We start from the raw sequence: 24,189 nt of genomic DNA on the forward strand, positions 1-24,189 counted from the left end.
TTATACGCACGGCAAGACAAGCACTCCCGCGCATGAACAGCGCTTTTTAAAAGCCCACCGAGCTTATAATCCGTTTTGCAGCCAAACATTTTATTGGGCAGGCGCCTCGGGGCCGACGATCCCGCATACTTCCGTTGCGACGCGTCTTGCCCGCCGTTGGGGCTTGCATTGTTGCAATTGGGACGTTCGTCCTGTCTTTTGGCAGGTCGGCGGCGTATCCTTGTACCTACAGCAAAACGAGAAAGGTTATGTATGGATCGAAACGAACTCGACCCCAGCGTCCCCAGCGCCACGGAGGTCAAGAAGATCCCCCTCATCATTAAGGTATACGCCGTCCTGTGCATCCTGTCCGGCGTGGGCACGCTCCCGTCGGTCGGCGCCTTTATGTGGCAGGTCATCACCGCGCTCATCAACGGCAACGCCGCCGCCAAGCTCGGCGATAACACGCTCGTCGCGGTCGGACTGATTGTCGCCGGCATCATGCTCTCGGCTGCCAGTGCCGTCATCTTGATCATCTTTGGCCTTGACCTCATCAAGAACCAGCGCCGCAATGCCGCCCGTCTGTCCTATATCCTTATCGCGTTTACCGTCGTCGAGCTTTTGGTTGACGTGATGCTCCAGGGCATCGGGCCCTTCTTGCTGCGCCCTGCCATCCAGCTCGGCATCCTCGTCGCACTTTCGGCCACCGTCGACCCCACGCTGCGCCAGGAGCGCGAGCTGCAGCGCCGCCTGCAGGAGATGCTCGACCGCGACGCCGCCGCCGAGGGCATGCTCGGGCGCGATGAAACCGGCGAGGGCTACATCAAGCTCAACTACTTCAACCTGTTCTGGGTATTCTTTGTCTGCTGCGTGCTCGGCCTGGTCCTGGAGGATATCTGGCATATGACCGTCAACGATCCGGGTGTCTACCAGGACCGCGCCGGTATGCTGTTTGGCCCCTTCAGCCCCATCTACGGCTTTGGTGCCGTGCTCATGACCATGGTGCTCAACCGCTTCTATAAAAAGAACCCCATCATCATTTTCCTGGTGAGCGCCCTGCTCGGCGCCAGCTTTGAGGTGTTCGTGGGCTGGTTTATGCAGACCGCGTTTGGCGTGGTCTCGTGGAGCTACTCGCACATAACGCTGTTCGGTATGCCCGACCCGCTCGTGGTCCTCACGGGCGGACGCACCTGCACGGGCTTCGCCTGTCTGTGGGGCCTGGGTGGCCTCATCTGGATCAAGCTGCTGCTGCCGAGGCTGCTCAAGCTCATCAACATGATTCCGTGGAAGAGCCGCTACTCGGCTACCGTCATCTTCACCATCATTATGCTGGTCGATGGCGTTATGACGCTGCAGTCGCTCGATTATTGGTATCAGCGCGTCAACGGCACGGAACCGGATATTCCCGTTGCGCAGTTCTACGGCAAGTACTTCGATAATGACTTTATGGAAAACCGCTTCCAGAGCATGACCATGAGCCCCAAGGATGCGACGCGCGTGTAGCGCCCACCGCGCCCAAAACGCAAAATGCCCGCCGGTATCACACGTACCGGCGGGCATTTTTATAAACGAGCCTTCTATCGACGCAAGCCTCTACGCCTCGCGCTCGACCTCACTCACGCATTCATTCTTGATGGTGCCAACGAGCGCCTGCAGCGCATCGACCACGTGCGGGCGAATGTCCCCGCCGATGAGCACGAGCATGATGTCGTCACCTACGGCAAGCTCGCCGCTTGCCAGCCACACGCGCACATAGCCGATACCCGGCATCGCGCGCGTCGCCTCGATGGCGGCCTGTACCTTGCTGGCGTCGTAGCCGAACACCATGCTGCCCACCTTGTGGCCCGGCGCCACGCCATCGGTCTCGACACCGCGCGCCTCGGCCTTGGGCGTCGCGCGCACCACACCGTTATGTGTCAGATACATACCGCACGCAGGTGCCGACGAATCGGCCTTGGCCTCGCGCAGCCAAGCATCAATCGAAGGCATCGTTTTGCCATTCTCGAGCATCATTTCTCCCTTACCGTCGTCGAGTAGCCAATTTGGAACGGGGCTTTTTTAGCTACTCTCGAACAACTTATTCCTCGACCGGCGTGAGCACCATGACGGCACGCGTGTTGCTCAGCGATAACGAACGACAGGTCACAAGCGTTACGACCTTGGTTGCCGAAGCAGCACGATCAGTGGCATCGCTCGCCACGGCAGAGGCACCGTCGAGCATCTCGGACAGGTAGTTCTTGAGCCCGTCGTCGCCCTCAAAATTGGGCGTGCGCGCCTTGGAGTACGTATCCTCAACGACCTTGGTCGCCAGCGGACGCAGCTTATACGTAGCATCCCGTGTGATGTAGTACACATATTCAATGCTATCGAACGTTGCCTGGTCAGTCGTATCCGAAATCACGTTGAACATCGACCCATCGTTCATATGGTGGCCGTAGATCGTGGTCTGCTGGTCAACCATTCCCGGCGCGGTGTCATCGCTATCCAGGAAAATGGCCCCAGATGCATTGGCCGTACCGTCGAACAGCGTGTTGAGGTATTTGGAGTTGTTGTTGGTCTGCACGACGGGATAGTTGATGTTGGTGCCGGGCGCGTAAATCCAACCCACAACCTCGGGATTCGTCTGGGCAAGTGCATCAAAGTCGATAATCGGCACGCCGCTGGCGTCCTTGTCGCTTATATATTGCTTCTCGATTTTCTGATACGAATCGCTCGCCTGCTTATAGCCAATCTGAGCATTGATAAAGATGGCAGCGGCGGCAACAATCAGACCGATGCCCACGATAATGAGCAGAATAGGAATAATGGAGCGGCGCTTTTTGCGCGGCGGTTCGGTGTAATCCGACGGCGCGGCATGCGATGAAGACCGGGGCGGCTTCTTAGCGGTGCTATAAGACGAAGGGCGATACGCAGCCGGCGTATCCTGACGGCGATGGGACGTCGGCGTTACAGAACGCGGCGCGCGCGACTGCTGAGGAGAGGATGTCCGACCCTGCTGCGCCGCATGGGCAGCACCCGGCTTCGACGGATCGGGAATCTGAGAAGCCTTGAATCGTTTTCCCTGATAGTCGGACATGGCTCTCCTTATACTGCGGCGAAACGGCGGAACGTCTAGGCGTCGGCCATCTCCTGCTTCATCTTCTCGATAACCTTGCGGTACTCGGGGTCGCATGCGCCCAGAATCTGCGTGGCGTAGATGGCGGCGTTCTTGGCGCCGTTGATGGCAACGCAGGCCACGGGCACGCCCGAAGGCATCTGCACCATCGACAGCAGCGAATCCATGCCGCCCAGGTCACTCGTCTTCATAGGCACACCGATGACCGGCAGCGGCGTAAAGGCAGCCACGACACCACCCAGGTGAGCGGCCTTGCCGGCGGCGGCGATAATCACTTTGATACCGCGATCGGCGGCAGTCGAAGCCCACTCGTGGACCTTCGCCGGCGTGCGATGTGCGCTCGCAATGACGAGCTCATAGGGCACACCGAGCTCCTCGAGCTCGGCGGTGCAGCCTTCCATAACGCCCAGATCGGACTTGGAGCCCATAATGATCCCGACAACCGGCTTCTGATCTGCCATAAACAAAGACCTCCTGTTGAGAGCGGTGACGCGGCGGATCCGCGACCCTTAACTACTGAGAGTAGTATAGCTGCTCCCGTCCCTGCGGTCTTTGTGGCGCTTCGCGGGCGGGCCAGGCTTTATCTTCACTCCGGTTGCTTCGCAAAGTCGTTCAGATAAAGCCTGGCCCGCCCGCGAAGCGCCCTGCGACCTACCGGGAATTGCCATGACGTACGTTGGCTGAAATATTAACGTGGGATACGCCGTTCGAACGAACGGCGTATCCCACACTCACTTTTTATTCAGCCCTAGTCATCGCGCAAAGCCCCTTCCACAGCACACGGTGCACCCGAGTCACCGAAGGCCGGGACGGAGGGGTCGCACTACACCGTGTACTGCGGCAGGTCCTGCAGGGCGATGACGTCCATGCCCATGTCGTTGGCGCTGCCGTGACCCTGCTGGTCCTCACGCACCGCCTCGATGGCGCTCACGTGCGTGTTGGCGGCAGACATCGCCGTCACGCAGGTCACGCCGCGGCGCACTGCCTCGGTACGCAACAGATAGCCGTCGCCACGCGAACCTGGGCCGTACGGCGTGTTGACGATCACCGCAATCTTGCCATCGGCGATGAGGTCGCCGATGTTGGGGCGCTCGCCGTCATGCGGGCCGCTAATCTTCTCCACGACCTCGCACGTCACGTTGCCGCCACGCAGCACGCGCGCCGTACCCTCGGTGGAGCAGATGTCAAAGCCCAGGTAGCGCAGGATACGCGCGACCGAAAGGATGTGGCGCTTGTCGCGATCGCACACGCTAATGAACACCTTGCCGGCGCTCGGGTCGGGCAGCTTGTAGTCGATCGCCAGCTGCGTCTTGGCGTATGCCTCGGGATAGCTCTTGGCGATACCCATGACCTCGCCCGTCGACTTCATCTCGGGACCCAGGATAACGTCGGCGCCCGGGAAACGACCCCAGGGCATAACGGCTTCCTTCATGCAGAACCAATCGAGCTGACGCTCGTCGCTCGGCAGGCCCAGGCTGGCGATGGAATCGCCCGCCATGATACGCGCCGCACACTTGGCCAGCGGCACGCCGGTGGCCTTGGAGATAAACGGCACGGTGCGGCTGGCACGCGGGTTGGCCTCGATCACGTAAACGGTCTCGCCCTTGATGGCGTACTGCACGTTAACCAGGCCGCGTACGCCCAGCGCCATCGCGATGCGGCGCGTGGTCTCGCGAAGCTTTGCCTGCAGGCTCTCGCTAAAGCTGAACGGCGGGATGCAGGTCGCAGAGTCGCCGGAGTGAATACCGGCCTCCTCGATATGCTCCAGGATACCGCCGATATAGACCTCTTCGCCATCGCACAGGGCGTCGACATCGGACTCGATCGCGCCCTCCAAGAAGCGGTCCAGATACACCGGGTAGTCGGGGCTAATGCGCGCAGCCTCGGCCATGTAATCGCGCAGGTGCTCGGCATCGTAGGCGATCATCATGCCGCGGCCGCCCAGCACGTAGCTCGGACGTACCAGCAGCGGGTAGCCAATGTGCGCGGCGACGGCCTCGGCCTCCTCAAACGAGGTGGCCTGACCCGCCGGCGGGTACATGATGCCCAGCTTGTCGAGCAGGGCGGCAAAGCGCTCGCGGTCCTCGGCAAAGTCGATGGCATCGGGCTTGGTGCCCATGATGTTGACGCCACTCTCCTCGAGCATGCGCGCCAGCTTAAGCGGGGTCTGGCCGCCAAGCGTCACCACGACGCCGTCGGGGCGCTCAACATCGATAACGTCCATGACGTCCTCGTAGGTAAGCGGCTCAAAGTAAAGGCGGTCGGACGTGTCGTAGTCGGTCGAGACGGTCTCGGGATTGCAGTTGACCATGATGGTCTCAAATCCGCGGGCCGCCAGCGCATAGCTCGCATGCACACAGCAGTAGTCGAACTCGATACCCTGGCCGATACGGTTGGGGCCGGCGCCCAGGATCATCGCCTTGGGCTTGTCCGCCGGCGTGGTCTCGTCGGGAGCCACGCACTTCTTGGCATCCGGACTCGTGCGGTAGATGTTCTCGTACGTCTTGTAGTGGTACTCCGTGGCGCTCGAGAACTCCGCAGCGCAGGTATCGACCGTCTTCATGCTGGGAACCACGCCAAGGCCCTTGCGATAGGCGCGCACAAAGCGCTCGTCCGAGCCGGTCAGCGCGGCGATCTCGGCGTCGCTCGTGCCGTACTGCTTGAGCAAGCGCATCGCGTCGGCGTCGATATCCTCCACACGCAGGCCGCGGATGCTTTCCTGGACCTGCACCATGTCGTTGATACGGTTGAGGTACCACGGATCGATGCCGCAGATGGCATGGATGCGGGTGATGTCCCAGCCACGGCGCAGGGCCTCGACCACAAAGAAGATGCGGTGCTCGGTCGGGGTGCCCACGGCCTGGGCGAGCTCGTCGTCGCTCAGCTTGTCGGCACCCTCCTTGCCACCGGCGCAGATACCCTGGTGACCGTCCTCCAGCGAGCGCATGGCTTTGCCGAAGGCCTCCTCAAAGGTGCGGCCAATCGCCATAATCTCGCCCACTGCCTTCATGCGCGTGGTGAGCGTGGGGTCGGTACCCTTGAACTTCTCGAAGGCAAAGCGCGGCACCTTGACAACGCAGTAGTCAATCGTGGGCTCAAAGCAGGCAGGCGTTGCCTTGGTAATGTCGTTGACGATCTCGTCGAGCGTGTAGCCCACAGCCAGGCGCGCGGCGGCCTTAGCGATGGGGAAACCCGTGGCCTTGGAGGCCAGCGCGGACGAACGGCTCACGCGCGGGTTCATCTCGATGACGATCAAGCGACCGGTCTGGGGGTTCACGGCAAACTGCACGTTGGAGCCGCCGGTCTCGACGCCAATCTTCTCCAAGATGGCGAGCGACGCGACACGCATGCGCTGATACTCAAGGTCGGAGAGCGTCTGCGCCGGCGCCACAGTGATGGAGTCGCCGGTGTGCACGCCCATGGGGTCGAGGTTCTCGATGGAGCACACGATGATGCCGTTGCCGGCGTGGTCACGCATAACCTCCATCTCGTACTCTTTCCAACCCTCGATGGACTCCTCGACCAGCACCTCGTGGGCGGGCGAGAGTTCCAGGCCCTGGCTCACGATGGAGACGAGCTCCTCGTGGGTGTGAGCGATGCCGCCGCCGGCGCCGCCGAGGGTAAAGCTCGGACGCAGTACGCAAGGATATCCCACGCGCTCGGCGATGGCCTCGGCGTCTGCCACGCTGTAGGCATAGCCCGAGCGCGCGACCTCCAGGCCGATCTCGGCCATGGCCTCGTTAAAGAGCTTGCGGTCCTCGCCGCGCTCGATAGCGGCCAGGTCGCAGCCGATCATCTCGACGCCGTACTTGTCGAGCGTGCCGTCCTTTGCCAGTTCGACGGCGGCGTTCAGACCGGTCTGGCCGCCCAGCGTGGGCAGCAGCGCGTCCGGGCGCTCTTTCTTGATTACGCGCTCGATAAATTCGGCAGTGATGGGCTCGACATAGGTGCGGTCGGCCAAGCCCGGGTCGGTCATGATGGTCGCCGGGTTGGAGTTGACCAGGATGACCTCAAAGCCATCCTCCTTGAGCACCTTGCAGGCCTGGGCGCCGGAGTAGTCGAACTCACAGGCCTGGCCGATGACGATGGGGCCCGAACCAATGACGAGGATACGCTTGATGTCAGTACGTTTCGGCATGTTAGTTCTCCTCGGTCTCAGCGGTCTCGGACTCAGCAAAGTTCCAGCCGGCAAGGCGGTCCTTCGCGGGATCGATGTCCAGGTAGTTCTCCTCGCCGTCCATGAGTCGCGTAAAGGCAGTAAAGAGATAGTGGGCATCGGTGGGGCCAGGCGAAGCCTCGGGGTGGTACTGGACCGAGAAGCACGGGGCGTCGAGCAGCTGGATGCCCTCGGCGGTGCCGTCGTTGAGGTTCACATGCGTCAGGCGAATGCGACCAAAGCGCTCGTTCATCACGACCGGCGCGATTCCGCGGCGCACCCAGGCGCGCAGATCTCCATCGGCCGCATGCTCGGTCTCGCCGCCCGAAAGCTCGGGGACAAGCTTGCCCAGACTGGGGAACAGCAGGCCAAAGCCGTGGTTTTGCGCGGTGATCTCCACGCGGCGGCTCACCAGGTTCATGACCGGCTGGTTGCCACCGCGGTGACCGAACTTAAGCTTTTCCATCTGGGCGCCGCAGGCCAGGCTGATCATCTGGTGACCAAGACAAATACCAAAGACCGGCACCTTGCCGATCAGCTGCTGCACCTGCTCGTAGGTCTCCACCACGGCGTCGGGGTCGCCGGGGCCATTGGACAAAAAGACACCGTCGGGATTCATGTCGAGCACCTGCTGGGCGGGCGTATCCCACGGCACGACGGTAAGGTCGCAGCCGGCGCGGACCAGCCCCTCCAGAATACCGCGCTTCACACCGCAGTCGTAGGCGACCACCTTGTGACGGGCAGGAGCGGCAGCCGCAAGTGCAAAGTCATGCGTGGCAGGCAGGTCGACGGCGGCAAAGGCGTGGGGCTCAGGGCAGCTCACGGTCTTGACCAGGTTCTCGCCTACCAGCGTGGGCGCTGCGGCCAGACGCTCGGCAAGCTCGTCGACGTCGAAGATCTCGGTCGAGATAATGCCCATCTTGGAACCATTATCGCGCAGATGGCGCACCAGGGCGCGGGTGTCGACACCCTCGATAGCGACGATGCCGTGAGCGCGCAGGTACTCCGGCACGCTCACGGCCGAGCGCCAGTTAGAAGGCGTGGCGCACATGTCGCGAACGATCATGCCGCGCATAGCCGGAGCGCTCGCAGGGCGCACGGCGTCGCCGGGGAAGGCCGACTGGACGTCGGTCTCGTCGATACCGTAATTGCCGATCTGCGGATAGGTCATGGTTACGATTTGGCCGGCATAACTCGGGTCGGTCATGACCTCAAAGTAGCCCTCGAGCGAGGTGTTGAAGCAGACTTCGCCGGTCGCGGTGCCCTCGGCGCCGCATGCACGTCCATAAAAAATGGTCCCATCCTCAAGATACAGGATGCAGGGACCACAGGTGCCCTTGCTGGTTTTGGCCAGCATACGCTGGCAAAGCTCGCTGGGCGCGAAGGTGCGGGCGGCAGCGCCCGCGGTATGGTTGTTCGCCATAGTTCTCCTTCCCGGTCTCACAGGACCGGCTTAAAGGTGTGTAGTTAGGCCTCGCGGTATTGTAACCGTAAGCATGCCTCATGGCGTTAATTTCATCGAAATGTTTACGAAATGATAATTATGACTTTCTATGCATAATGATTTTTCTAGGACGAGGATTAAAAATCATCCCGCGGGGCTTGTGGCTCACGCGGGATGATGACGTCTTACTTTTTCTTATCCTGCTCCAGCAGTTTGGACGGTGTGCGATCGGGCTTGCCGCCGCGGAAAATCTCGCGGCCATGCAGACGATGCTCCAGGTCACGTTCGGCCTTTTCCTCGTCAATCTTGGTCTGGCTCACCACCGGGTCCTCAATCAACGACGACACCGAGTTCACCTGCTTCTGAATGCGCTCGGCGATGGTGTCATCCATACTCACGATGCGCATCTTCCAGTCGATACTCGTGGCGTTGGATGAGCTCTTGGTCCACACGAACGTCAAAATGGCGCTCTGGTGGCCGCGCGCGGGGAACATGCCAAAGAAGGAATCGTGCTGAATGTTGCTATTCTCGTCGATATAGGCGTGAACGTTATACACCACGCGGTCGATCTTATCGTTGAGCAACGCGTTGGTCGCAAGCGCCGCGGCCTGAATCTGCCCGTTGGACAGCAGCTCGAGCTCGTTGGCAGACGATGTGTCCAACACCGTCACCTCGACCGTGCCCGTGCGTTCATCGGCTTCATCGACGGTAAAATCGAGCGGGAACTGCGTAAAGCCATTGCCCCACTCAAGGCCGCCCTTCAGCGCGGTCGAAACGGTATCGACCGAAACGCTCTCGGACAGGTTGGCGGTGTTCAGGCGACGCATCACGCCGTAGCCAATCTGCATGCCCACGATCAGCACCAAAATACCGATGACCACGGCCATCGCGGTCTTCGTAATGGTATGGCTCACCTGCGAGCCCGAAGGATCGTCCTCGGACAGCGGGTCGATATGTTTTGCCTGGCTCGCGCGGTCCTCGCTGCGCAGCTGCGCTAGCGCCGCTTTGTCACCGCGCTTGACGGCGGCCTCTTTCTCGCGCATGCGCTCGGTACGCTTTTTGGCGAGCGTAGGATCCAAGACGCCGGATGCATCGATTTCGGAGAATAACTCCGTCACTTCTTCCGGAGTCAAAGGGTTCTTGTCAGCCATAAACTTCCTGTCATATCAATCAGTCGAGCTCGTGCGCACGCGCACCTTCGAACTGCATTCGATAGTAACGGGCATAGGTGCCGCCACGGGCGAGAAGCTCCTCGTGCGTGCCACGCTCCACAACGCGACCATGCTCAACGGTCGCAATCTCATCGGCATGCTTAATGGTCGAAAGACGGTGGGCGATGATAATCGTGGTGCGGCCGCGTGCCAGCTCTTCGAGCGACTCCTGCACCGCCTCCTCGCTCTCGTTATCCAAAGCACTCGTCGCCTCGTCTAAAATCAGGATCTTGGGATTCTTGAGAAACACGCGCGCGATGGCAACACGCTGCTTCTGTCCGCCCGAAAGACGGCTGCCGCGCTCGCCCACGACCGTGTCATAGCCCTGTGGAAGCGACTCGATAAAGGCATCGATGTTGGCGCGACGGGCGGCCTCGGCGATCTCTTCCGCCGTAGCGCCCGGCTTGCCGTAGGCGATGTTCTCGCCAATCGTACCGTCAAACAGATAGACATCCTGCTGCACCAGGCCGATGGCGCGGCGCAGGCTCTGCTGCGTCACATCGCGCACGTCCTGACCGTCGATGCTAATGGATCCGGCAGCCACGTCATAAAAGCGCGGCAGCAGCGAACAGGTCGTGGACTTGCCGCCGCCCGAGGGTCCAACCAGCGCGATGGTCTGGCCGGGCTTGATGGACAGATTCATATGGTCGATAACAGGGCGTCCGTCGGCGCCGCCCTCGCCCAACTCAACATCCTCGTAGCTAAAGCACACGTCGTGATACTCCACGGCGCCGGCGGTCACCCGCAGATCCGTGGCGCCCGGCTTGTCCTGGATATCCGGGGCAGTCGAGAGTACCTCGTCCATACGCTTAAAGCCGGCGATGGCCTTCTGATACGTTTCGGCCGAATTGACGAGCGTCTCGAGCGGCGTGCAGAACAGCGAAATATAGAGTGCAAAGGTCGCCATATCGACCGCCTGCAGCTGTCCCTGGGCGACCAGCCAGCCGCCCAGCAGCACCACGATCACATAGAGCACACCCGAGAGCAGGCCATACGTCGCGGTATAGACGCCCATGGCGTGATACATGTTCTCCTTGGACGAAAGATAGCGATTGTTGGAGGCGCGGAACTTGAAGCGTTCGGTCTCCTCATTGGCAAAGCTCTTGACCACGCGCATGCCCGCCAGCGAATCCTGCAGCTGCGCATTGATGCCGCTGATCTTTTTGCGGTTGTCGCTAAAAACCTCGCGCATGCGCATGTTCTGCCAAAACATGACGACCGCAAACGCCGCCGTCACCACGGCCATGGCGAGCGCGAGCACCGGGGCGATGGTAAAGAGGATCACAAACGAGCCGATAATCTCGATGCCGCAGATGATGATCCACTCGGGTACGTGATGCGCCGCCTCGCAGATATCGAACAGGTCGTTGACCACGCGGCTCATCATGTCACCCGAGCTGTTGCGGTCGAAGTACGCAAAGCTAAAGCGCTCATACTGGTCGAACAGGTCCTCGCGCATTTTGGACTCCATGCGCGCGCCCATCACGTGGCCCCAATAGCTCACAAAGTAGCGGCAGGCGCAGCGGACGGCATACATCAGCACCAAGCCCACCGCGATCATGCCGAGCGCCTGCATAATGGCAGCCTGACCCTGAGTAAATAGCCCACCGGTCAAATTACGCAGAATAATAGGAAAAGCAAGGTCAATGGCGGCAAGCACCAGAGCACAAACAGTATCAGCAACAAAAAGCCCCATCTGGGGCTCGTAATACGAAAGAAACCTCTTCAGCATGTGATCCTCAAAGAAATATCAGCAACGTAAGGCCCTGGGACAAAGCAATCAGTAGTACTTGTCCCAGGGCTATCCCCACTCGTTAAAGCTCCGTGCCCCCAAGGCGGTGTGCGATGCTGTCGCAGGCCAAGGCGCCCACGACGGTCTTGGCGTCTTCGATCTTGCCGTCGAGTACGGCGTCGATCAGCTCATGCAGCGGCACCAGGTCCACGTTGACAAACTCGTCATCATCGGGGTTGGGCGCATCAAACTCGAGCTTGGTAGCCAAGTAGATGTGGATAATCTCATCGCAAAAACCACAGGACGTGACAATCGACGTCAAAAAGCGAATGCGACCAGCCCTAAAGCCCGTCTCCTCATGCAGCTCGCGCTTGGCGCAATCGAGCGGGTCCTCGCCTGGATCGAGCTTGCCGGCGGGAATCTCGACCGTCACGCGGTCGATGGCGGTGCGGTACTGACGCACCAGTACGATCTTGCCGCTCTCGGTCAGTGCCACAACAGCCGCCGCACCCGGATGGCGAACGATATCGCGGGCGCTGCGGCGACCGTTGGGCAGCTCAACCTCAAGACGGTGGACGTCGAGGATCTTGCCCTTCCAGGCGCACTCCTCCGAAAGAATCTTCTCGTGCAGCTCGGCATCGTGCGGGTCGTCATCGCCCAGCACCAGCGCCGGCTCGTCAGCGACCTCGCCACCAGGCTCGCCCTCGGCGTGCCCATACACGCGGCTGTCCTCTTCGACGATCTGCGCGTCCACGAGCTCTTCGTTCTTCTCGTCCATCCGTCTCATTCCTCTCGGATTTTAGGCATCCCAGGCGTCGCGGCCGCGCAGCGCGCGCAGGCCGATGTCGTGACGCAGGGTCTTGCCCTCAAAATCAATCTTCTCGCAGGCCTCGTAGGCAAGGTTGCGGGCGTTCTCAAACGTATCGCCCAGCGCGGTCACGGCAAGCACGCGGCCACCATTGGTCACGAGCTGGCCGTCCACCACGGCAGTGCCCGCGTGGTACACGGTCACGTTCTCCATGGCCTCGGCATCGGCGATACCGGTAATGACCTTGCCTTTCTCGTAGCTGCCGGGATAACCCGCACTCGTCAGGACAACGGCCACGGCCCACTCGTCGCGCCAGTCGAGTTCAATCTGATCGAGCTCGCAGTTGGCGCAGGCGAGCATGACCTCGACCAGGTCGTTCTTAAGGCGCGGCAGAACGACCTGCGTCTCGGGGTCGCCAAAGCGGGCATTGAACTCCAGCACCTTGGGGCCGGCAGGCGTGAGCATAAAGCCGCCGTACAGGCAGCCGCGGTAGTCGATACCCTCGGCAGCGAGCTCGGCCACGGTCTGCTCCATGACCTTCACCATGGTGGCGTGCTCCTCGTCAGTCACGATGGGCACCGGGCTGTAGACGCCCATGCCGCCGGTGTTGGGACCAAGGTCGCCCTCAAGCGCGCGCTTGTGGTCCTGCGAGGTGGCCATGGGGCGCACGGTCTTGCCGTCGGTAAAGGCCAACAGCGAGCACTCGGGACCAACGAGCATCTCCTCGATAACCACGGTGTTGCCGGCATCGCCAAAGGTGCCGCCAAAGCACTCGCGCACGGCCTCCTCGGCCTGCTCAAGTTCGGTCGCCACGATAACGCCCTTGCCTGCGGCAAGGCCGTCGGCCTTGACGACCAGCGGGGCGCCTTGCTCGCGTACGTAGGCGAGAGCCGAAGCCTCGTCGGTAAACGAGCCGTAGGCTGCCGTCGGAATGCCCGCACGCTCCATGAGCTGCTTGGAGAACAGCTTGGAGCCCTCCATCTGGGCGCCCTCGGCACCCGGGCCAAAGCAGGGAATACCCGCCGCGCGCACGGCGTCGGCCACGCCCGCCACGAGCGGAGCCTCGGGGCCAATTACCACGAGTCCGCATCCGTGGCTCTGCGCAAACGCCGCCACGGCCGCAGGATCGCAGTCGTCGAGAACAACGTTCTCGCCGCAGCTCGCGGTGCCGCCGTTGCCCGGCGCGATGTAGAGCTTGCCGGCGCGCGGTGATGCTGCGAGCTTGGCTGCCAAAGCATGCTCACGGCCGCCGCTGCCCAACAACAGGATGTCGATGGTTTGAGTGTCCGCCTTCAAGGGTGCCTCCTCTATGGATGAATGGCCCGCTCCGCGCGAGCCCCTTGCAAGCAAATATACCCCTCGGCCGCCCACCCGGGCTGCAAAGGGGTATATCGCAATAACCAAATAGTCCCGATTACTTCCAGAATCGGTTGATAATCTGCTCGCGACCAGCGCCAACGCCAATGAACGTCACGCGGGTGTGTGCCAGATCCTCGATAAACGCCACGTAGCCCTGAGCCTCCTGCGGCAGCTCGTCAAAGCTGCGACAACCGGTGATGTCGCACTTCCAGCCAGGGAGCTCCTCGTAGATGGGCTTGGCATGCTCAAAGCGCACCTGATGCTCGGGCACGCTGGTGTAGCGCTCGCCATCGACGTCGTAGGCCACGCACACCTTGATGGTGTCGAAGGCCGAAAGCACGTCGAGCTTGGTCACGGCGATGTCGGTGAGGCCGTTGACGCACGAGGCATAGTTGGCGATAGGGCCGTCAAACCAGCCGCAACGACGACGGCGACCGGTGGTCACGCCGTACTCATAGCCCTCCTCGGTCAGCGTGTGGCCAGCCTCGGACTCATAGGAAAGCTCGGTGGGCATGGGGCCCGAACCGACGCGGGTGATATAGGCCTTCATGACGCCCAGCACGCGATCGACGTTCTTCATGCCGACGCCGGAGCCGGTAATGGCGCCGCCGGCGGTGCAGTTGGAAGACGTCACGTACGGATAGGTGCCGTGGTCGATGTCGAGCAGCGTCGCCTGGGCGCCCTCAAACAGCAGGTCCTTGCCCTCGTCGATCATGTTGTTGAGCAGCAGGCTCGTCTCGGTGATGTAGGGGCGCAGGCGCTCGGCCATCGGCAGGTACTCGTCGCAAATCTGGTCCACGGTGTAGGTGGGCAGGTTGTAGATGAGCTCGAGCTCGGGGTTCACGCGGGCGAGAGCGGTCTCCAGCTTGTCGCGGAACAGCGTCTCGTCCAGCATGTCCTGCATGCGCAGGCCAATGCGGGCCATCTTGTCCTGATAGCACGGACCGATGCCGCGCTTGGTGGTACCGATGTTCTTCTTGCCGAGCTTCTGCTCAAAGGCGCCATCCAGATCGATGTGGTACGGCATGATGACATGCGCGTTGCCACTGATCTTGAGGTTCTTGGTGGTGATGCCGTCGGCCTCGAACATGTCAATCTCCTCAAGGACAACCTTGGGGTTGACGACGCAGCCGTTACCGATCACCGACACGTGGCCGGAATACATGATGCCGGAAGGCACCTGGTGCAGGCCGTACTTCTTGCCGTTGACGACGATGGTGTGACCGGCGTTGTTGCCGCCCGAGTAGCGCACGACAGCATCGAAGTCGCCGGCGACCAGGTCGCAAATCTTACCCTTGCCCTCATCGCCCCACTGGGCACCGACCAAAACGGTTGACGGCATGTTTACTCCTTACATTCATGGCCTGTCTACGCGCCACGCCGGCACGCAGAAGCACAAAACATTCCCAGTATACCCGTGCAACGGGCACCTGTCCTACTCCTCGGCATGTGCCCCATCAAGCTCATAGAACTTGGTGGATGCCGGCAGGAACATCAGGTCGACGTCGCCGATCGGGCCCGAACGGTTCTTGGCCACGACGATACGCGTAACGCCCTCGTCGGGTCGATCGTCGCGCGAGGCCTCGGCCTCGTCCGCGGAGCGGTCCAAGAACATAACGATATCGGCGTCCTGCTCGATGGAGCCCGATTCACGAAGGTCGGAAAGCTGCGGGCGCTTGCCGGTACGGGATTCGACCTGACGCGAGAGCTGCGACAGCGCGATGAGTGGGATCTTGAGCTCCTTGGCCATGATCTTCAGACCACGCGACATCTCCGAAACCTCGACGGTACGGCTCTCGGAGCGGCGTCCCGGCGGAGGACTCACCAGCTGCAGGTAGTCCAGGATGATGATGGCCTTCTCCTTGTTATGGAGCATGCGACGGCTCTTGGCGCGAATCTCGGTCACTGTGGTGCCGGGCGTATCGTCAATCAGAATATCCAGCTTGGATAAGGTCTGCGTGGCCTCGTTGATATTGGCCCACTGCTCGGGGCTAATGCGGCCCATGCGGAAATCACTGATCGAGATCATGGCATAGGCGCAAATCAGACGCTGGGCAATTTCCTTGCCCGACATCTCCAGCGAGAAGAAGCCGACGGTATAACCAGCAGCGGCAGCGTTAAGTGCCAGGTTCAGAGCGAACGACGTCTTACCTACAGCAGGACGGGCGCCGATGATGATGAGCTGGCCCTCGCGGAAGCCCATGAGCATGCGGTCGAGCGACGGGAAGCCCGTGGGCACGCCCGCAGCCTGGCCACCGGCCTGGCACACTTCCTCGGCCTCGTTATAGGCCTCGACCATAAACTCGGTCAGCGTCTTGTAGCTCGACTTGACCTCGCGCGCCGTAACCTTGAGCAGCTTGCTCTCGGCCAGCTCGACAACCTCTTTGGTGTCGGTGGGGGCGTTATATGCCAGCGCGTTGATCTCGTTGGTGGCGCCGATCAGCTCACGCAGCATCGAATCGCGGCGAACGATGGCGGCATGGTGCTGCCAGTTGACGAGCGACAGGGTCTGACCCATCAACTCCAAAATGTACGCTTCGCCGCCCACGGCATCGAGCTTATTGATGCTTCGCAGGTAATCGATCAGCGAGATGGAGTCGATGGGAATGCGGCTGTTGTACATATCGACCATCGCGGTATAGATGGTCTTATGAATGGGCCGGTAGAAGTCATCAGGCTGCAGCTCGACCTGGGCCTCTTCGACCACCTCGGGCGATAGCAGCATAGCGGCCAGTACATTGGCCTCTGCATCTTGGTTTTGGGGAAGACCCAACTTTGAGCCGCGGTCCTCAACCGTCAGCCCGGTCTCCCTATCGTCATATGCCATGAGCATCCTCATTCATATCGCTTGCGAGCATCCATAGTATCAGCCACGGTCCCAAAACGCGCCGCGCGCCGCCAATCATCACCGAACCAAACGGATGAACGGTCCTGTATATAGGACTTCGACGCAACGTCCACCATGACACTCACTCAGCGCAAAAAACAAAAGGGCGCCCTGGTTTCCCAGAGCGCCCTTCTTAGAACAAGATTGTTGCGTTGCAGCAAATGCTACTCGGCAGCAGCCTCAGTCTCGACCTCGGCGGTCTCGGCCTCGGCGACCTCAGCGGCCTCCTCGACCTCAGCCTCGGCAGCGAGCTCCTCGGCGGTAACGCCGACGAGAACGACAACCTCGGCCTTGATCTCGCGGTACAGCGAGATGGCAACGGTGTGGGCACCGGCAACCTTGATGGGCTTACCGAGCTCGACGCGCTTGCGGTCGATGTCCATACCGAGCTGAGCCTTGATGGCGTCAGCGATCATAGCGGCGGTAACGGAGCCAAAGAGGATGCCCTCGTCGCCGACCTTGACGTCAACGGTGACCGTCTTGCCCTCGAAGGCAGCCTTGGTCTCGTTGGCAGTAGCCAGACGGACGGCCTCGCGCTTGGCGATGTTGTTGCGACGCTCGTCAAGCTGCTTGAGGTTGCCCTTGGTGGCGGCAACAGCGAGCTTCTTGGGGAAGAGGAAGTTCTCAGCGTAACCCTGAGCGACCTCTACGACGTCACCCTCGCCGCCCTTGCCCTTGATCTCATCGAGAAGAATAACCTTCATGATGCGTCTCCCTTCTTAGCCGCGGTCGCGGTTGCCACGAGAGGAAACCACGGGGACGGTGTACGGCAGGAGAGCCATCTCGCGGGCGCGCTTGATGGCGTTGGCGATGTCATGCTGATGCTGCGTGCAAGCGCCAGTGACGCGACGGGGCTTGATCTTGCCACGGTCGGTCATGTACTTACGGAGAAGCTGAGTGTCCTTATAGTCGATGAACTCAGTGTTCTCCTTGCAGAACTGGCAGTACTTACGACGCGGCTGACGTGCAGAAAAATCATTAGCCATGTCAAAATACCTTTCATTTGGCAACTTCGGCGAACCGAAGCCGCCTCTCACTCAAAAATAGGTGAACACCCTTAGAACGGGATGTCCTCATCGTAGACGTCGACCGCGGGAGGTGTGGCCACCGGTGCGGCAGGACGTGCTGCGGGCGCGGGAGCTGCGGGGGCGTAACCGCCCTGATCGTAGCCACCCTGGCCACCACGGGAGCTCATAAACTCGATCTCATCGACGATGACCTCAAGCTTGCTCCGGCGCTGGCCGTCGCGCTCCCAAGAGCTGTAGCGCAGCTTGCCCTCGATCGCGACCTTGTTTCCCTTTGCCAGGAAACGGCTCACGGCCTCGGCGCGGGTGCCGAACATAGTGCAGTCGACAAAGTTGGGATAGTCCTCCCACTCGCCAGTCTGCGCGTTACGGCGACGATCGTTGACGGCGACGCCAAAGGACAGAACCTGGGTTCCGCCGGCGGTGGCGCGCAGCTCGGGATCGCGGGTGAGGTTACCGGTGATGTTCACTCGATTGATGCTCATAACTCACTACTTCCTCTTGGGGCACAAGCCCAGTCCAAAACGACAGTCTTACTCCTGGTCGTCGCGACGGACGATCATGTGGCGGACCACAGCGTCGGTGATGCGCAGGACGCGATCAAGCTCGGCGATCTGGGTAGGATCTGCGTGGAAGTTGATGAGGGTGTAGTCACCATCGGTGAGGTCGTTGATCTCGTAGGCGAGCTTGCGCTTGCCCCACTCGTCAACGGAGTCGACCTTGCCAGCGCCCTCAGCGATCGTGGTATCGATACGCTTCATAACAGCGAGACGAGTCTCGGGGTCGAGCGACGGGTCAACAAAGAACAGCAGTTCATAAGCCTTCATATTGTCACCTCCTCTGGGCAAATGTGGCTTCAGGTCGTGAAGGTGCGCCTGAAGCAGGAAAAGACTTGGTAATAATATCTTTCAACCTCCTAGGCTGCAAGAATATGCAGCTACAACCTCATGACCTCCACATATGCCCATGCTTACACAGCACTTCATGCGCGTTCTAACCAAATGCCGACCAAGAACTTGACGGATTTGTGGACAAGATACGGTGCCACGGGGACAAACTGGGTTAAGTCGCAGGTCAGCGGGCGCATGGTTGTGGTCGCAAAATACATACCAGTGGCTCACAGCACCACCCAAAGATTTTTAAATTCATTGCCGAGTCACTTATGAATACCCCTTTTGAACAATTGAGTTAATCAACCACGCTGGTCGGAAGGCGTTTTTTGGTACCTCAAACCCCACTGCAACGCCAAGCGCGGTCAAGCGCTTTAAAAAATGCCAACTTTTCTGTTTGCACTTTGCGATTCCTCGTGTATACTGACTTTCGCATTTAACGGAGAGTTGTCCGAGTGGCCGAAGGAGCACGATTGGAAATCGTGTAGGCGTCAAAAGCGTCTCCAGGGTTCAAATCCCTGACTCTCCGCCAGTTAATTCCAAAGCAGGCCTTTGAGCCTGCTTTGTTTTTACCCCACGCGGAGGGGTGGCAGAGTGGTTGAATGCGGCGGTCTCGAAAACCGTTTGGCCTGTATAAGGTCACGAGGGTTCGAATCCCTCCTCCTCCGCCATTTTGGTTGAAAAAGCTCCCAACAACGGGAGCTTTTTTGTTTTGAGTCCCTAACAAGCAAATACGGCGGAGGAGGAGGGATTCGAACCCGCCAGGGCGCGGAGCGTAAAGAAAACGCGCCTGTGGCGCGTTTTTAGCGCAGCGCGGTCGGCGTAAGCCGACCGGATAAATTTTGAGCTTCGCTCAAAATTTGGACATCCCTCCTATTCAGCCACGCCCCCATCGCGGTCGATCCCAGCCCCAAATCTCAAACGCGTACATCACCCTCCAAAACCGACATTTTTGACATCTTTGGAGGCTGACGTACATGTTTGGCCCTACGCCCGCATCCAGTCCCGACCGTTTACCGAGCAATAGGGTCGCCAGACCCGTCAACCATGTACTATGTACGGGCATTATCTAAACCCGCAATCAGAAGGACCCTATCTTGCCCATCGTCGCCGCTATGACCGTTACCTCACATGCCTCGGATGCCATGGTCGCTATTCCGTTTTGGCTTGAGATGTTCGCTGTTGTCGCGGCATCGATCTCAGGAGTTCTGGTTGCGCGCGAGCACAAGCTCGACCTGGTGGGCGCCGTCGCGCTCGCCGTGGTCTGTGGCCTGGGCGGCGGTCTTTTGCGCGATATGACGCTGCAGGTGGGCAACGTCTACATCCTCAACCAACCGATGGCGCTCCCGCTTTCCATTGCCACGGCAGCCATCATCTACATTTTCCCGGCAATCGTCGACAAGCCCGAAAAACTCATCCCCCTGCTCGACATCATCTCGGTCGGCATCTATGCCGCCACTGGAGCAGACAAGGCGCTGGTCTACGGCTTTGCGCCGGCGGTGTGCATCATGATGGGCTTTTTCACCGCGGTGGGCGGCGGCATGCTGCGTGACAGCTTTATGGGCGTGGTGCCGGGCATTTTCCAGCGCACCAACTTCTATGCCATCGCAGCCATTGCCGGCTCTGCAAGCTATGTATGCCTTGTCATGAGCGGCGTCGTCAGCAACATCACCGCGTTAATCGTATGCGTTGCGATAACCATGGGACTGCGCTGGCTGTCGCTGCGCTTCGACATCAAAAGCCCCACCGAGGAAGACATCGCACGTTTTTTGCACCGCAAAAAGTAGATTGCGCGGCCTCATCCTTCGAAATACAACCGAGAGGTTCTTTTAGAGCGCCCACGCGTTGGGTACCCTGTTAGGTGCATGTCGAGCATCTGACGAAGGATTCACTATGCCCTGCAATCAATTCCCGTCGACCCAGCGCCATAAAGCGTGGGGCCGCATCACCATCCTATTCGCGCTCATCGTGCTGGCGCTCACCGCACTTCCCACGGCGTCGTTCGCCGGCACGGACACCGCAGGAAACATACTTGCGACCGACAATGACGCCAATCCGTCCGGCGTCGAGGGTGACCTGTACTGGGCAGGCCAGGCTCTCAACTTGGACGATGCGTCCATCGACCGCGATATCATCGCCGCGGGCGATACCCTCTCGATCCGCGACTGCACGGTGGGCGGCGCCGTCCGTCTGGCGGCACGCACTATCGATATCGCCAAAACCACGGTTAATGGCAGCGTCACGGTGGCCGGTCAGCACGTTGTGCTCAATTCCGACAGCGCCGCCAACTGTTTTTACGCGATGGGCGAGACGGTTGCCCTGCGAGGCTCCGCCAAGTCGGCAGCGCTTGCAGGCGATACGGTGACCATCGACGGCACCGTCGAGGGCGATGTCGAGGTTTGGGCCGATAAGCTCGTCTTGGGCAAGAATGCCCGTATTACCGGCACCGTGAACGCGCACGTCTCCGAGGACCCCGAGCGTGCCGCAGGAGCCGAGGTAGGCGCACTCAAGATCGACCGCACCGAGAACGAGAGCGCGGCCACGACCGCTAACAACATCATCGGCGGCATCGTCGCCGCGGCGCTCTCGACCTGCTTTGTCGCCCTGCTGCTCGAGCTCGTCTTTCCGCGTGCAACCGCCAGCGCCGCTGGCATGCTCCACCAGCGCCCCACGCCCCTGTGGGTGAGCGGTCTTCTGGGTACGATTGCTGTCGTCCCCGCCGTCCTACTGCTGATTATCTCTATCGCTGGCCTGTCGCTTGCCGGAACCCTCTTGTGCGGCGTTATCGGCATCGCATTGGTGTCGAGTGCCTTTGCGGGGTGCGCAATCGCCCGCATGGTCGGACACAGCCAGAACCGTTACGCCATGGCGGCCGTGGGCGGCATCGCCGCGGGCGCGCTTACGGCAATCCCCCTCGTAGGCGACTTCATCAGCGGCGTAGCCTTTGTCTTTATGCTCGGCTACATCATCCAAATCATCTGGCGCAACGCCCACCTCAAGCCGCAGCAGGCAGCCAACACACCGGGACTCCCCACCGCTTAGCCGCCAACCGCCACAAAGGGGCCAGGCACCCTTATGGCGGTGCAGACCAGCTCAATCCCCTTGCACCAAAAAGGGCGCCGACCATTGCGGTCGACGCCCTTTCTTGTTAGTCGCTATAAAGCCCAGCGCTTATTTGTTGACCTGGCCGGCGCGGACGGCAGCCTTCTTGCGGTCGGTGGCGTTGAGCAGACGCTTGCGCAGGCGAATGTTCTTGGGAGTGATCTCGACCAGCTCGTCGTCGGCGATGTACTCCAGCGCTTCCTCCAGCGAGAAAGTGCGGGGCGGCACCAGCTGGACGGAGATATCGGAGGTCGAGGAACGCTGGTTGCCCAGGTTCTTGGTACGGGCGATGTTGACGACCATGTCGCCGGCCTTGCTGCGCTCGCCCACGATCATGCCCTCATAGCACTCGGTGCCCGGCTCAACAAACAGCTGGCCGCGCTCCTGCAGCGTACCCAGAGCATAGGCAACGGCCTTCTCGGTGGTCATGGAGATCATGGCGCCGTTCTGACGGTTACCGATCTCGCCGGCGTAAGGACCATACTCCAGGAAGGTGTGGTAGAACACGCCCTCGCCGTGGGTAACGTTCATAATGCGGTTCTTAAGACCCATGATGCCGCGGGTCGGGATCTTAAACTCGAGGTGCGTCACGATGCCCGAGGTATCCATGCTCGTCATGATGCCGCCGGAGGTGCCGAAGACCTCAACGACCTTGCCCGAGTACTCGTCCGGGCACTCGACGACGGCCTGCTCGACAGGCTCCATCTTGTTGCCGTTCTCGTCCTTCTTAAACAGAACGCGGGGACGGCCGACCTGGAACTCAAAGCCCTCGCGGCGCATGGACTCCATCAGAACGGATAGGTGCAGAATGCCGCGGCCCGAGACCTCGACGCCGCTCTTGTCCTCGAGCTCCTCGATCTTCATGGTCACGTTGTTCTCGGCCTCGTTGAACAGGCGCTCCTTGAGCTGACGGGCGCCCACGATGTCGCCGTCGCGACCGACGAGCGGGGAGGTCGACGCCTCAAAGACGATGGACATGGTCGGCGGGTCGATCTCGATGGGCTCGAGCTCAACGGGGTTCTCGGGATCGGTGTAGACATCGCCGATATCGGTGCGGTCGATGCCCACGACGGCAGCGATGTCGCCGGCGCCGACTTCCTGGCACTCGGTGCGGCCCAGGTAGTCGAAGGTAAAGAGCTGTTTGACGGTAGCGGTGGCGCTGGAGCCGTCGTTCTTCACAACCAAAATCTGGTCGCCCTGGTGGATGGTGCCGGAGTACACGCGACCGATGCCGATACGGCCAACGAAGTTGGAGTGGTCAATGGTCACGCACTGCATGGCCAGCGGGGCGTTCTCGTCAACCTCGGGCGCGGGCATGTCGTCGATGATCATATCGAGCAGCGGATACATGTCCATGTTGCCGTCGTTGGGGTCAAGGCGAGCAAAGCCATTCATGGCGCTGGCGTAGACCACGTGCTCCATGGCGAACTCGAGCTGGTCGTCGGTTGCGCCCAGGTCGGCCATGAGGTCCAGGCAGTCGTTGTAGGCCTTCTCGGGGTTGGCGCCCGGACGATCGATCTTGTTGATGACGATCATGATCTTAAGGCCGGTGTCGATAGCGTGACGCAGCACGAAGCGGGTCTGGGGCATGGGGCCCTCAAAAGCGTCGACCAGCAGCAGGGCGCCGTCGGCCATACGCAGCACGCGCTCGACCTCGCCGCCAAAGTCGGCGTGGCCCGGGGTATCGATGACGTTGATCTTAACGTCCTTGTACTCGATAGAGATGTTCTTGGCGAGAATCGTAATGCCGCGCTCGCGCTCCTGGTCGTTGGAATCCAGGACGCGGTCCTCGACCTGCTGGTTGGCACGGAAGGCGTCCGTGGCACGCAGGAGCTTGTCGACCATCGTCGTCTTGCCGTGGTCGACGTGAGCGATGATGGCGATGTTCCTCAGATTGTCTACGCGCATGTAGTTCCCCTATCTTCTATCCATATACAAACGGCACGCGTATGCGACCCGCCCAGCGATACAACGCTCGGCGGGAATATTGAGCCTTTTACCGAAAACTCGTTTATTTTAGCGATTTTAGATGAGAGGGGTTTCCTCACCTGCAGGTTCAGGGTCGCTCCACATAAAACCATCGCCGGCGCCCATGCCCTCATACAGTACATATGCCGAAAAACCGCTCTCGAGCGTCGTCTCAAAAAAGCTCACGAGCAGAGCGTCATGGTAGCCGCCGTCAATCTCGACGCAGCCGGTATAGCCGATGGCATAGCGGGCGATACGGCCCAGGCCCTCGTCCTTAAGACCCATCTTGTGCTCGGAGATAAAGTTGGTGGCCGCCTCGAGGCACGCCTCTTCGCCATCCTCATCGAGCGCCGCCAGATAACGGTTGGAAGCGGCGTCCTCAATTGCCACGACCACGCCGGGGTTTTCACCGGCGGCAAGGTCATCCAAGAACGCGCCGATTAGATCGCACACCATGGCGTCGAGCTCGGCGGAGACGTTACCGGCGTCCTGCATATCCTGTGCCATCTTTAG

The 24,189-nt window shown here is 60.6% G+C and carries 20 protein-coding genes and 2 tRNA genes; 5 read left to right on the top strand and 17 right to left on the bottom strand.

Annotation, left to right across the window (positions count from 1 at the left end):
• Positions 1-252 precede the first annotated feature (252 nt).
• Positions 253-1,482 carry a putative ABC transporter permease gene (locus DWZ01_RS06945; RefSeq protein ID WP_117848443.1) on the top strand — a complete coding sequence of 410 codons (1,230 nt, stop codon included), beginning with the start codon at positions 253-255 and terminating at the stop codon, positions 1,480-1,482.
• 90 nt (positions 1,483-1,572) lie between these two features.
• On the opposite strand, the gene DWZ01_RS06950 is transcribed toward DWZ01_RS06945, so the two are convergent.
• The 15 genes from DWZ01_RS06950 to rpsF all read right to left on the bottom strand — a co-directional run bounded on the left by DWZ01_RS06950 (position 1,573) and on the right by rpsF (position 18,543).
• The gene (locus DWZ01_RS06950) at positions 1,573-1,992 is read right to left on the bottom strand and encodes a molybdenum cofactor biosynthesis protein MoaE (RefSeq protein WP_117848444.1); all 420 of its coding nucleotides are present in this window, start codon (positions 1,990-1,992) and stop codon (positions 1,573-1,575) included.
• Positions 1,993-2,056: 64 nt separating this feature from the next.
• A complete protein-coding gene (locus DWZ01_RS06955; protein WP_117848445.1) occupies positions 2,057-3,055 on the bottom strand; it encodes a class B sortase in 999 nt (332 codons plus the stop codon).
• A 35-nt stretch (positions 3,056-3,090) separates the two neighbouring features.
• The gene (gene purE / locus DWZ01_RS06960; RefSeq protein WP_117848446.1) at positions 3,091-3,555 is read right to left on the bottom strand and encodes a 5-(carboxyamino)imidazole ribonucleotide mutase; all 465 of its coding nucleotides are present in this window, start codon (positions 3,553-3,555) and stop codon (positions 3,091-3,093) included.
• Positions 3,556-3,917: 362 nt separating this feature from the next.
• Entirely contained in the window at positions 3,918-7,232 is a 3,315-nt protein-coding gene (gene carB / locus DWZ01_RS06965) for a carbamoyl-phosphate synthase large subunit (protein ID WP_117817449.1), read from the bottom strand.
• A 1-nt stretch (position 7,233) separates the two neighbouring features.
• Complete coding sequence (carA, locus tag DWZ01_RS06970; RefSeq protein ID WP_117817447.1) at positions 7,234-8,673, bottom strand: glutamine-hydrolyzing carbamoyl-phosphate synthase small subunit; 1,440 nt, start codon at positions 8,671-8,673, stop codon at positions 7,234-7,236.
• Positions 8,674-8,879: 206 nt separating this feature from the next.
• Positions 8,880-9,845: a hypothetical protein gene (locus tag DWZ01_RS06975; RefSeq protein ID WP_117817445.1), complete on the bottom strand. Its 966-nt coding sequence runs from the start codon at positions 9,843-9,845 to the stop codon at positions 8,880-8,882.
• Positions 9,846-9,864: 19 nt separating this feature from the next.
• Complete coding sequence (locus tag DWZ01_RS06980) at positions 9,865-11,637, bottom strand: ABC transporter ATP-binding protein (RefSeq protein WP_117817443.1); 1,773 nt, start codon at positions 11,635-11,637, stop codon at positions 9,865-9,867.
• Positions 11,638-11,719: 82 nt separating this feature from the next.
• Complete coding sequence (locus DWZ01_RS06985) at positions 11,720-12,415, bottom strand: NUDIX domain-containing protein (RefSeq protein ID WP_195568396.1); 696 nt, start codon at positions 12,413-12,415, stop codon at positions 11,720-11,722.
• A gap of 21 nt (positions 12,416-12,436) precedes the next feature.
• Positions 12,437-13,741: a phosphoribosylamine--glycine ligase gene (gene purD / locus DWZ01_RS06990; protein ID WP_117817441.1), complete on the bottom strand. Its 1,305-nt coding sequence runs from the start codon at positions 13,739-13,741 to the stop codon at positions 12,437-12,439.
• Positions 13,742-13,859: 118 nt separating this feature from the next.
• Complete coding sequence (locus DWZ01_RS06995; protein WP_117848447.1) at positions 13,860-15,146, bottom strand: adenylosuccinate synthase; 1,287 nt, start codon at positions 15,144-15,146, stop codon at positions 13,860-13,862.
• Between the two features lie 93 nt (positions 15,147-15,239).
• Entirely contained in the window at positions 15,240-16,637 is a 1,398-nt protein-coding gene (dnaB, locus tag DWZ01_RS07000; RefSeq protein ID WP_006235827.1) for a replicative DNA helicase, read from the bottom strand.
• 218 nt (positions 16,638-16,855) lie between these two features.
• Positions 16,856-17,395, bottom strand: coding sequence for a 50S ribosomal protein L9 (gene rplI / locus DWZ01_RS07005; protein WP_022094073.1), 540 nt, complete (start codon positions 17,393-17,395; stop codon positions 16,856-16,858).
• A 15-nt stretch (positions 17,396-17,410) separates the two neighbouring features.
• Entirely contained in the window at positions 17,411-17,677 is a 267-nt protein-coding gene (rpsR, locus tag DWZ01_RS07010) for a 30S ribosomal protein S18 (protein WP_006235829.1), read from the bottom strand.
• Between the two features lie 71 nt (positions 17,678-17,748).
• Entirely contained in the window at positions 17,749-18,201 is a 453-nt protein-coding gene (locus tag DWZ01_RS07015; protein ID WP_006235830.1) for a single-stranded DNA-binding protein, read from the bottom strand.
• Between the two features lie 48 nt (positions 18,202-18,249).
• A complete protein-coding gene (gene rpsF, locus DWZ01_RS07020) occupies positions 18,250-18,543 on the bottom strand; it encodes a 30S ribosomal protein S6 (RefSeq protein WP_006235831.1) in 294 nt (97 codons plus the stop codon).
• Positions 18,544-19,047: 504 nt separating this feature from the next.
• Here rpsF and DWZ01_RS07025 point away from each other — a divergent pair.
• The 4 genes from DWZ01_RS07025 (at position 19,048) to DWZ01_RS07040 (ending at position 21,648) form a co-directional block, all read left to right on the top strand.
• Positions 19,048-19,138 (top strand) — tRNA-Ser (locus tag DWZ01_RS07025).
• 48 nt (positions 19,139-19,186) lie between these two features.
• Positions 19,187-19,277, top strand: a tRNA-Ser gene (locus DWZ01_RS07030).
• A gap of 426 nt (positions 19,278-19,703) precedes the next feature.
• Positions 19,704-20,393, top strand: coding sequence for a trimeric intracellular cation channel family protein (locus tag DWZ01_RS07035; protein WP_233506191.1), 690 nt, complete (start codon positions 19,704-19,706; stop codon positions 20,391-20,393).
• Between the two features lie 106 nt (positions 20,394-20,499).
• Entirely contained in the window at positions 20,500-21,648 is a 1,149-nt protein-coding gene (locus DWZ01_RS07040; RefSeq protein ID WP_117848448.1) for a polymer-forming cytoskeletal protein, read from the top strand.
• 129 nt (positions 21,649-21,777) lie between these two features.
• On the opposite strand, the gene typA is transcribed toward DWZ01_RS07040, so the two are convergent.
• Complete coding sequence (gene typA / locus DWZ01_RS07045) at positions 21,778-23,616, bottom strand: translational GTPase TypA (RefSeq protein ID WP_117848449.1); 1,839 nt, start codon at positions 23,614-23,616, stop codon at positions 21,778-21,780.
• A gap of 117 nt (positions 23,617-23,733) precedes the next feature.
• Positions 23,734-24,183 carry a hypothetical protein gene (locus DWZ01_RS07050; protein WP_089572580.1) on the bottom strand — a complete coding sequence of 150 codons (450 nt, stop codon included), beginning with the start codon at positions 24,181-24,183 and terminating at the stop codon, positions 23,734-23,736.
• Positions 24,184-24,189: the final 6 nt, after the last annotated feature.

The sequence above is a fragment of the Collinsella sp. AF28-5AC genome, assembly GCF_003457875.1.
GTDB lineage: Bacteria > Actinomycetota > Coriobacteriia > Coriobacteriales > Coriobacteriaceae > Collinsella.

What these genes read in the sequence shown, in the direction of transcription:
- DWZ01_RS06945 (WP_117848443.1), top strand. Translation starts at nt 253, where the DNA reads ATGGATCGAAACGAACTCGACCCCAGCGTCCCCAGCGCCACGGAGGTC.
- DWZ01_RS06950 (WP_117848444.1), bottom strand. Translation starts at nt 1,992, where the DNA reads ATGATGCTCGAGAATGGCAAAACGATGCCTTCGATTGATGCTTGGCTG.
- DWZ01_RS06955 (WP_117848445.1), bottom strand. Translation starts at nt 3,055, where the DNA reads ATGTCCGACTATCAGGGAAAACGATTCAAGGCTTCTCAGATTCCCGAT.
- purE (WP_117848446.1), bottom strand. Translation starts at nt 3,555, where the DNA reads ATGGCAGATCAGAAGCCGGTTGTCGGGATCATTATGGGCTCCAAGTCC.
- carB (WP_117817449.1), bottom strand. Translation starts at nt 7,232, where the DNA reads ATGCCGAAACGTACTGACATCAAGCGTATCCTCGTCATTGGTTCGGGC.
- carA (WP_117817447.1), bottom strand. Translation starts at nt 8,673, where the DNA reads ATGGCGAACAACCATACCGCGGGCGCTGCCGCCCGCACCTTCGCGCCC.
- DWZ01_RS06975 (WP_117817445.1), bottom strand. Translation starts at nt 9,845, where the DNA reads ATGGCTGACAAGAACCCTTTGACTCCGGAAGAAGTGACGGAGTTATTC.
- DWZ01_RS06980 (WP_117817443.1), bottom strand. Translation starts at nt 11,637, where the DNA reads ATGCTGAAGAGGTTTCTTTCGTATTACGAGCCCCAGATGGGGCTTTTT.
- DWZ01_RS06985 (WP_195568396.1), bottom strand. Translation starts at nt 12,415, where the DNA reads ATGGACGAGAAGAACGAAGAGCTCGTGGACGCGCAGATCGTCGAAGAG.
- DWZ01_RS06995 (WP_117848447.1), bottom strand. Translation starts at nt 15,146, where the DNA reads ATGCCGTCAACCGTTTTGGTCGGTGCCCAGTGGGGCGATGAGGGCAAG.
- dnaB (WP_006235827.1), bottom strand. Translation starts at nt 16,637, where the DNA reads ATGCTCATGGCATATGACGATAGGGAGACCGGGCTGACGGTTGAGGAC.
- rplI (WP_022094073.1), bottom strand. Translation starts at nt 17,395, where the DNA reads ATGAAGGTTATTCTTCTCGATGAGATCAAGGGCAAGGGCGGCGAGGGT.
- rpsR (WP_006235829.1), bottom strand. Translation starts at nt 17,677, where the DNA reads ATGGCTAATGATTTTTCTGCACGTCAGCCGCGTCGTAAGTACTGCCAG.
- DWZ01_RS07015 (WP_006235830.1), bottom strand. Translation starts at nt 18,201, where the DNA reads ATGAGCATCAATCGAGTGAACATCACCGGTAACCTCACCCGCGATCCC.
- rpsF (WP_006235831.1), bottom strand. Translation starts at nt 18,543, where the DNA reads ATGAAGGCTTATGAACTGCTGTTCTTTGTTGACCCGTCGCTCGACCCC.
- DWZ01_RS07040 (WP_117848448.1), top strand. Translation starts at nt 20,500, where the DNA reads ATGCCCTGCAATCAATTCCCGTCGACCCAGCGCCATAAAGCGTGGGGC.
- typA (WP_117848449.1), bottom strand. Translation starts at nt 23,616, where the DNA reads ATGCGCGTAGACAATCTGAGGAACATCGCCATCATCGCTCACGTCGAC.
- DWZ01_RS07050 (WP_089572580.1), bottom strand. Translation starts at nt 24,183, where the DNA reads ATGGCACAGGATATGCAGGACGCCGGTAACGTCTCCGCCGAGCTCGAC.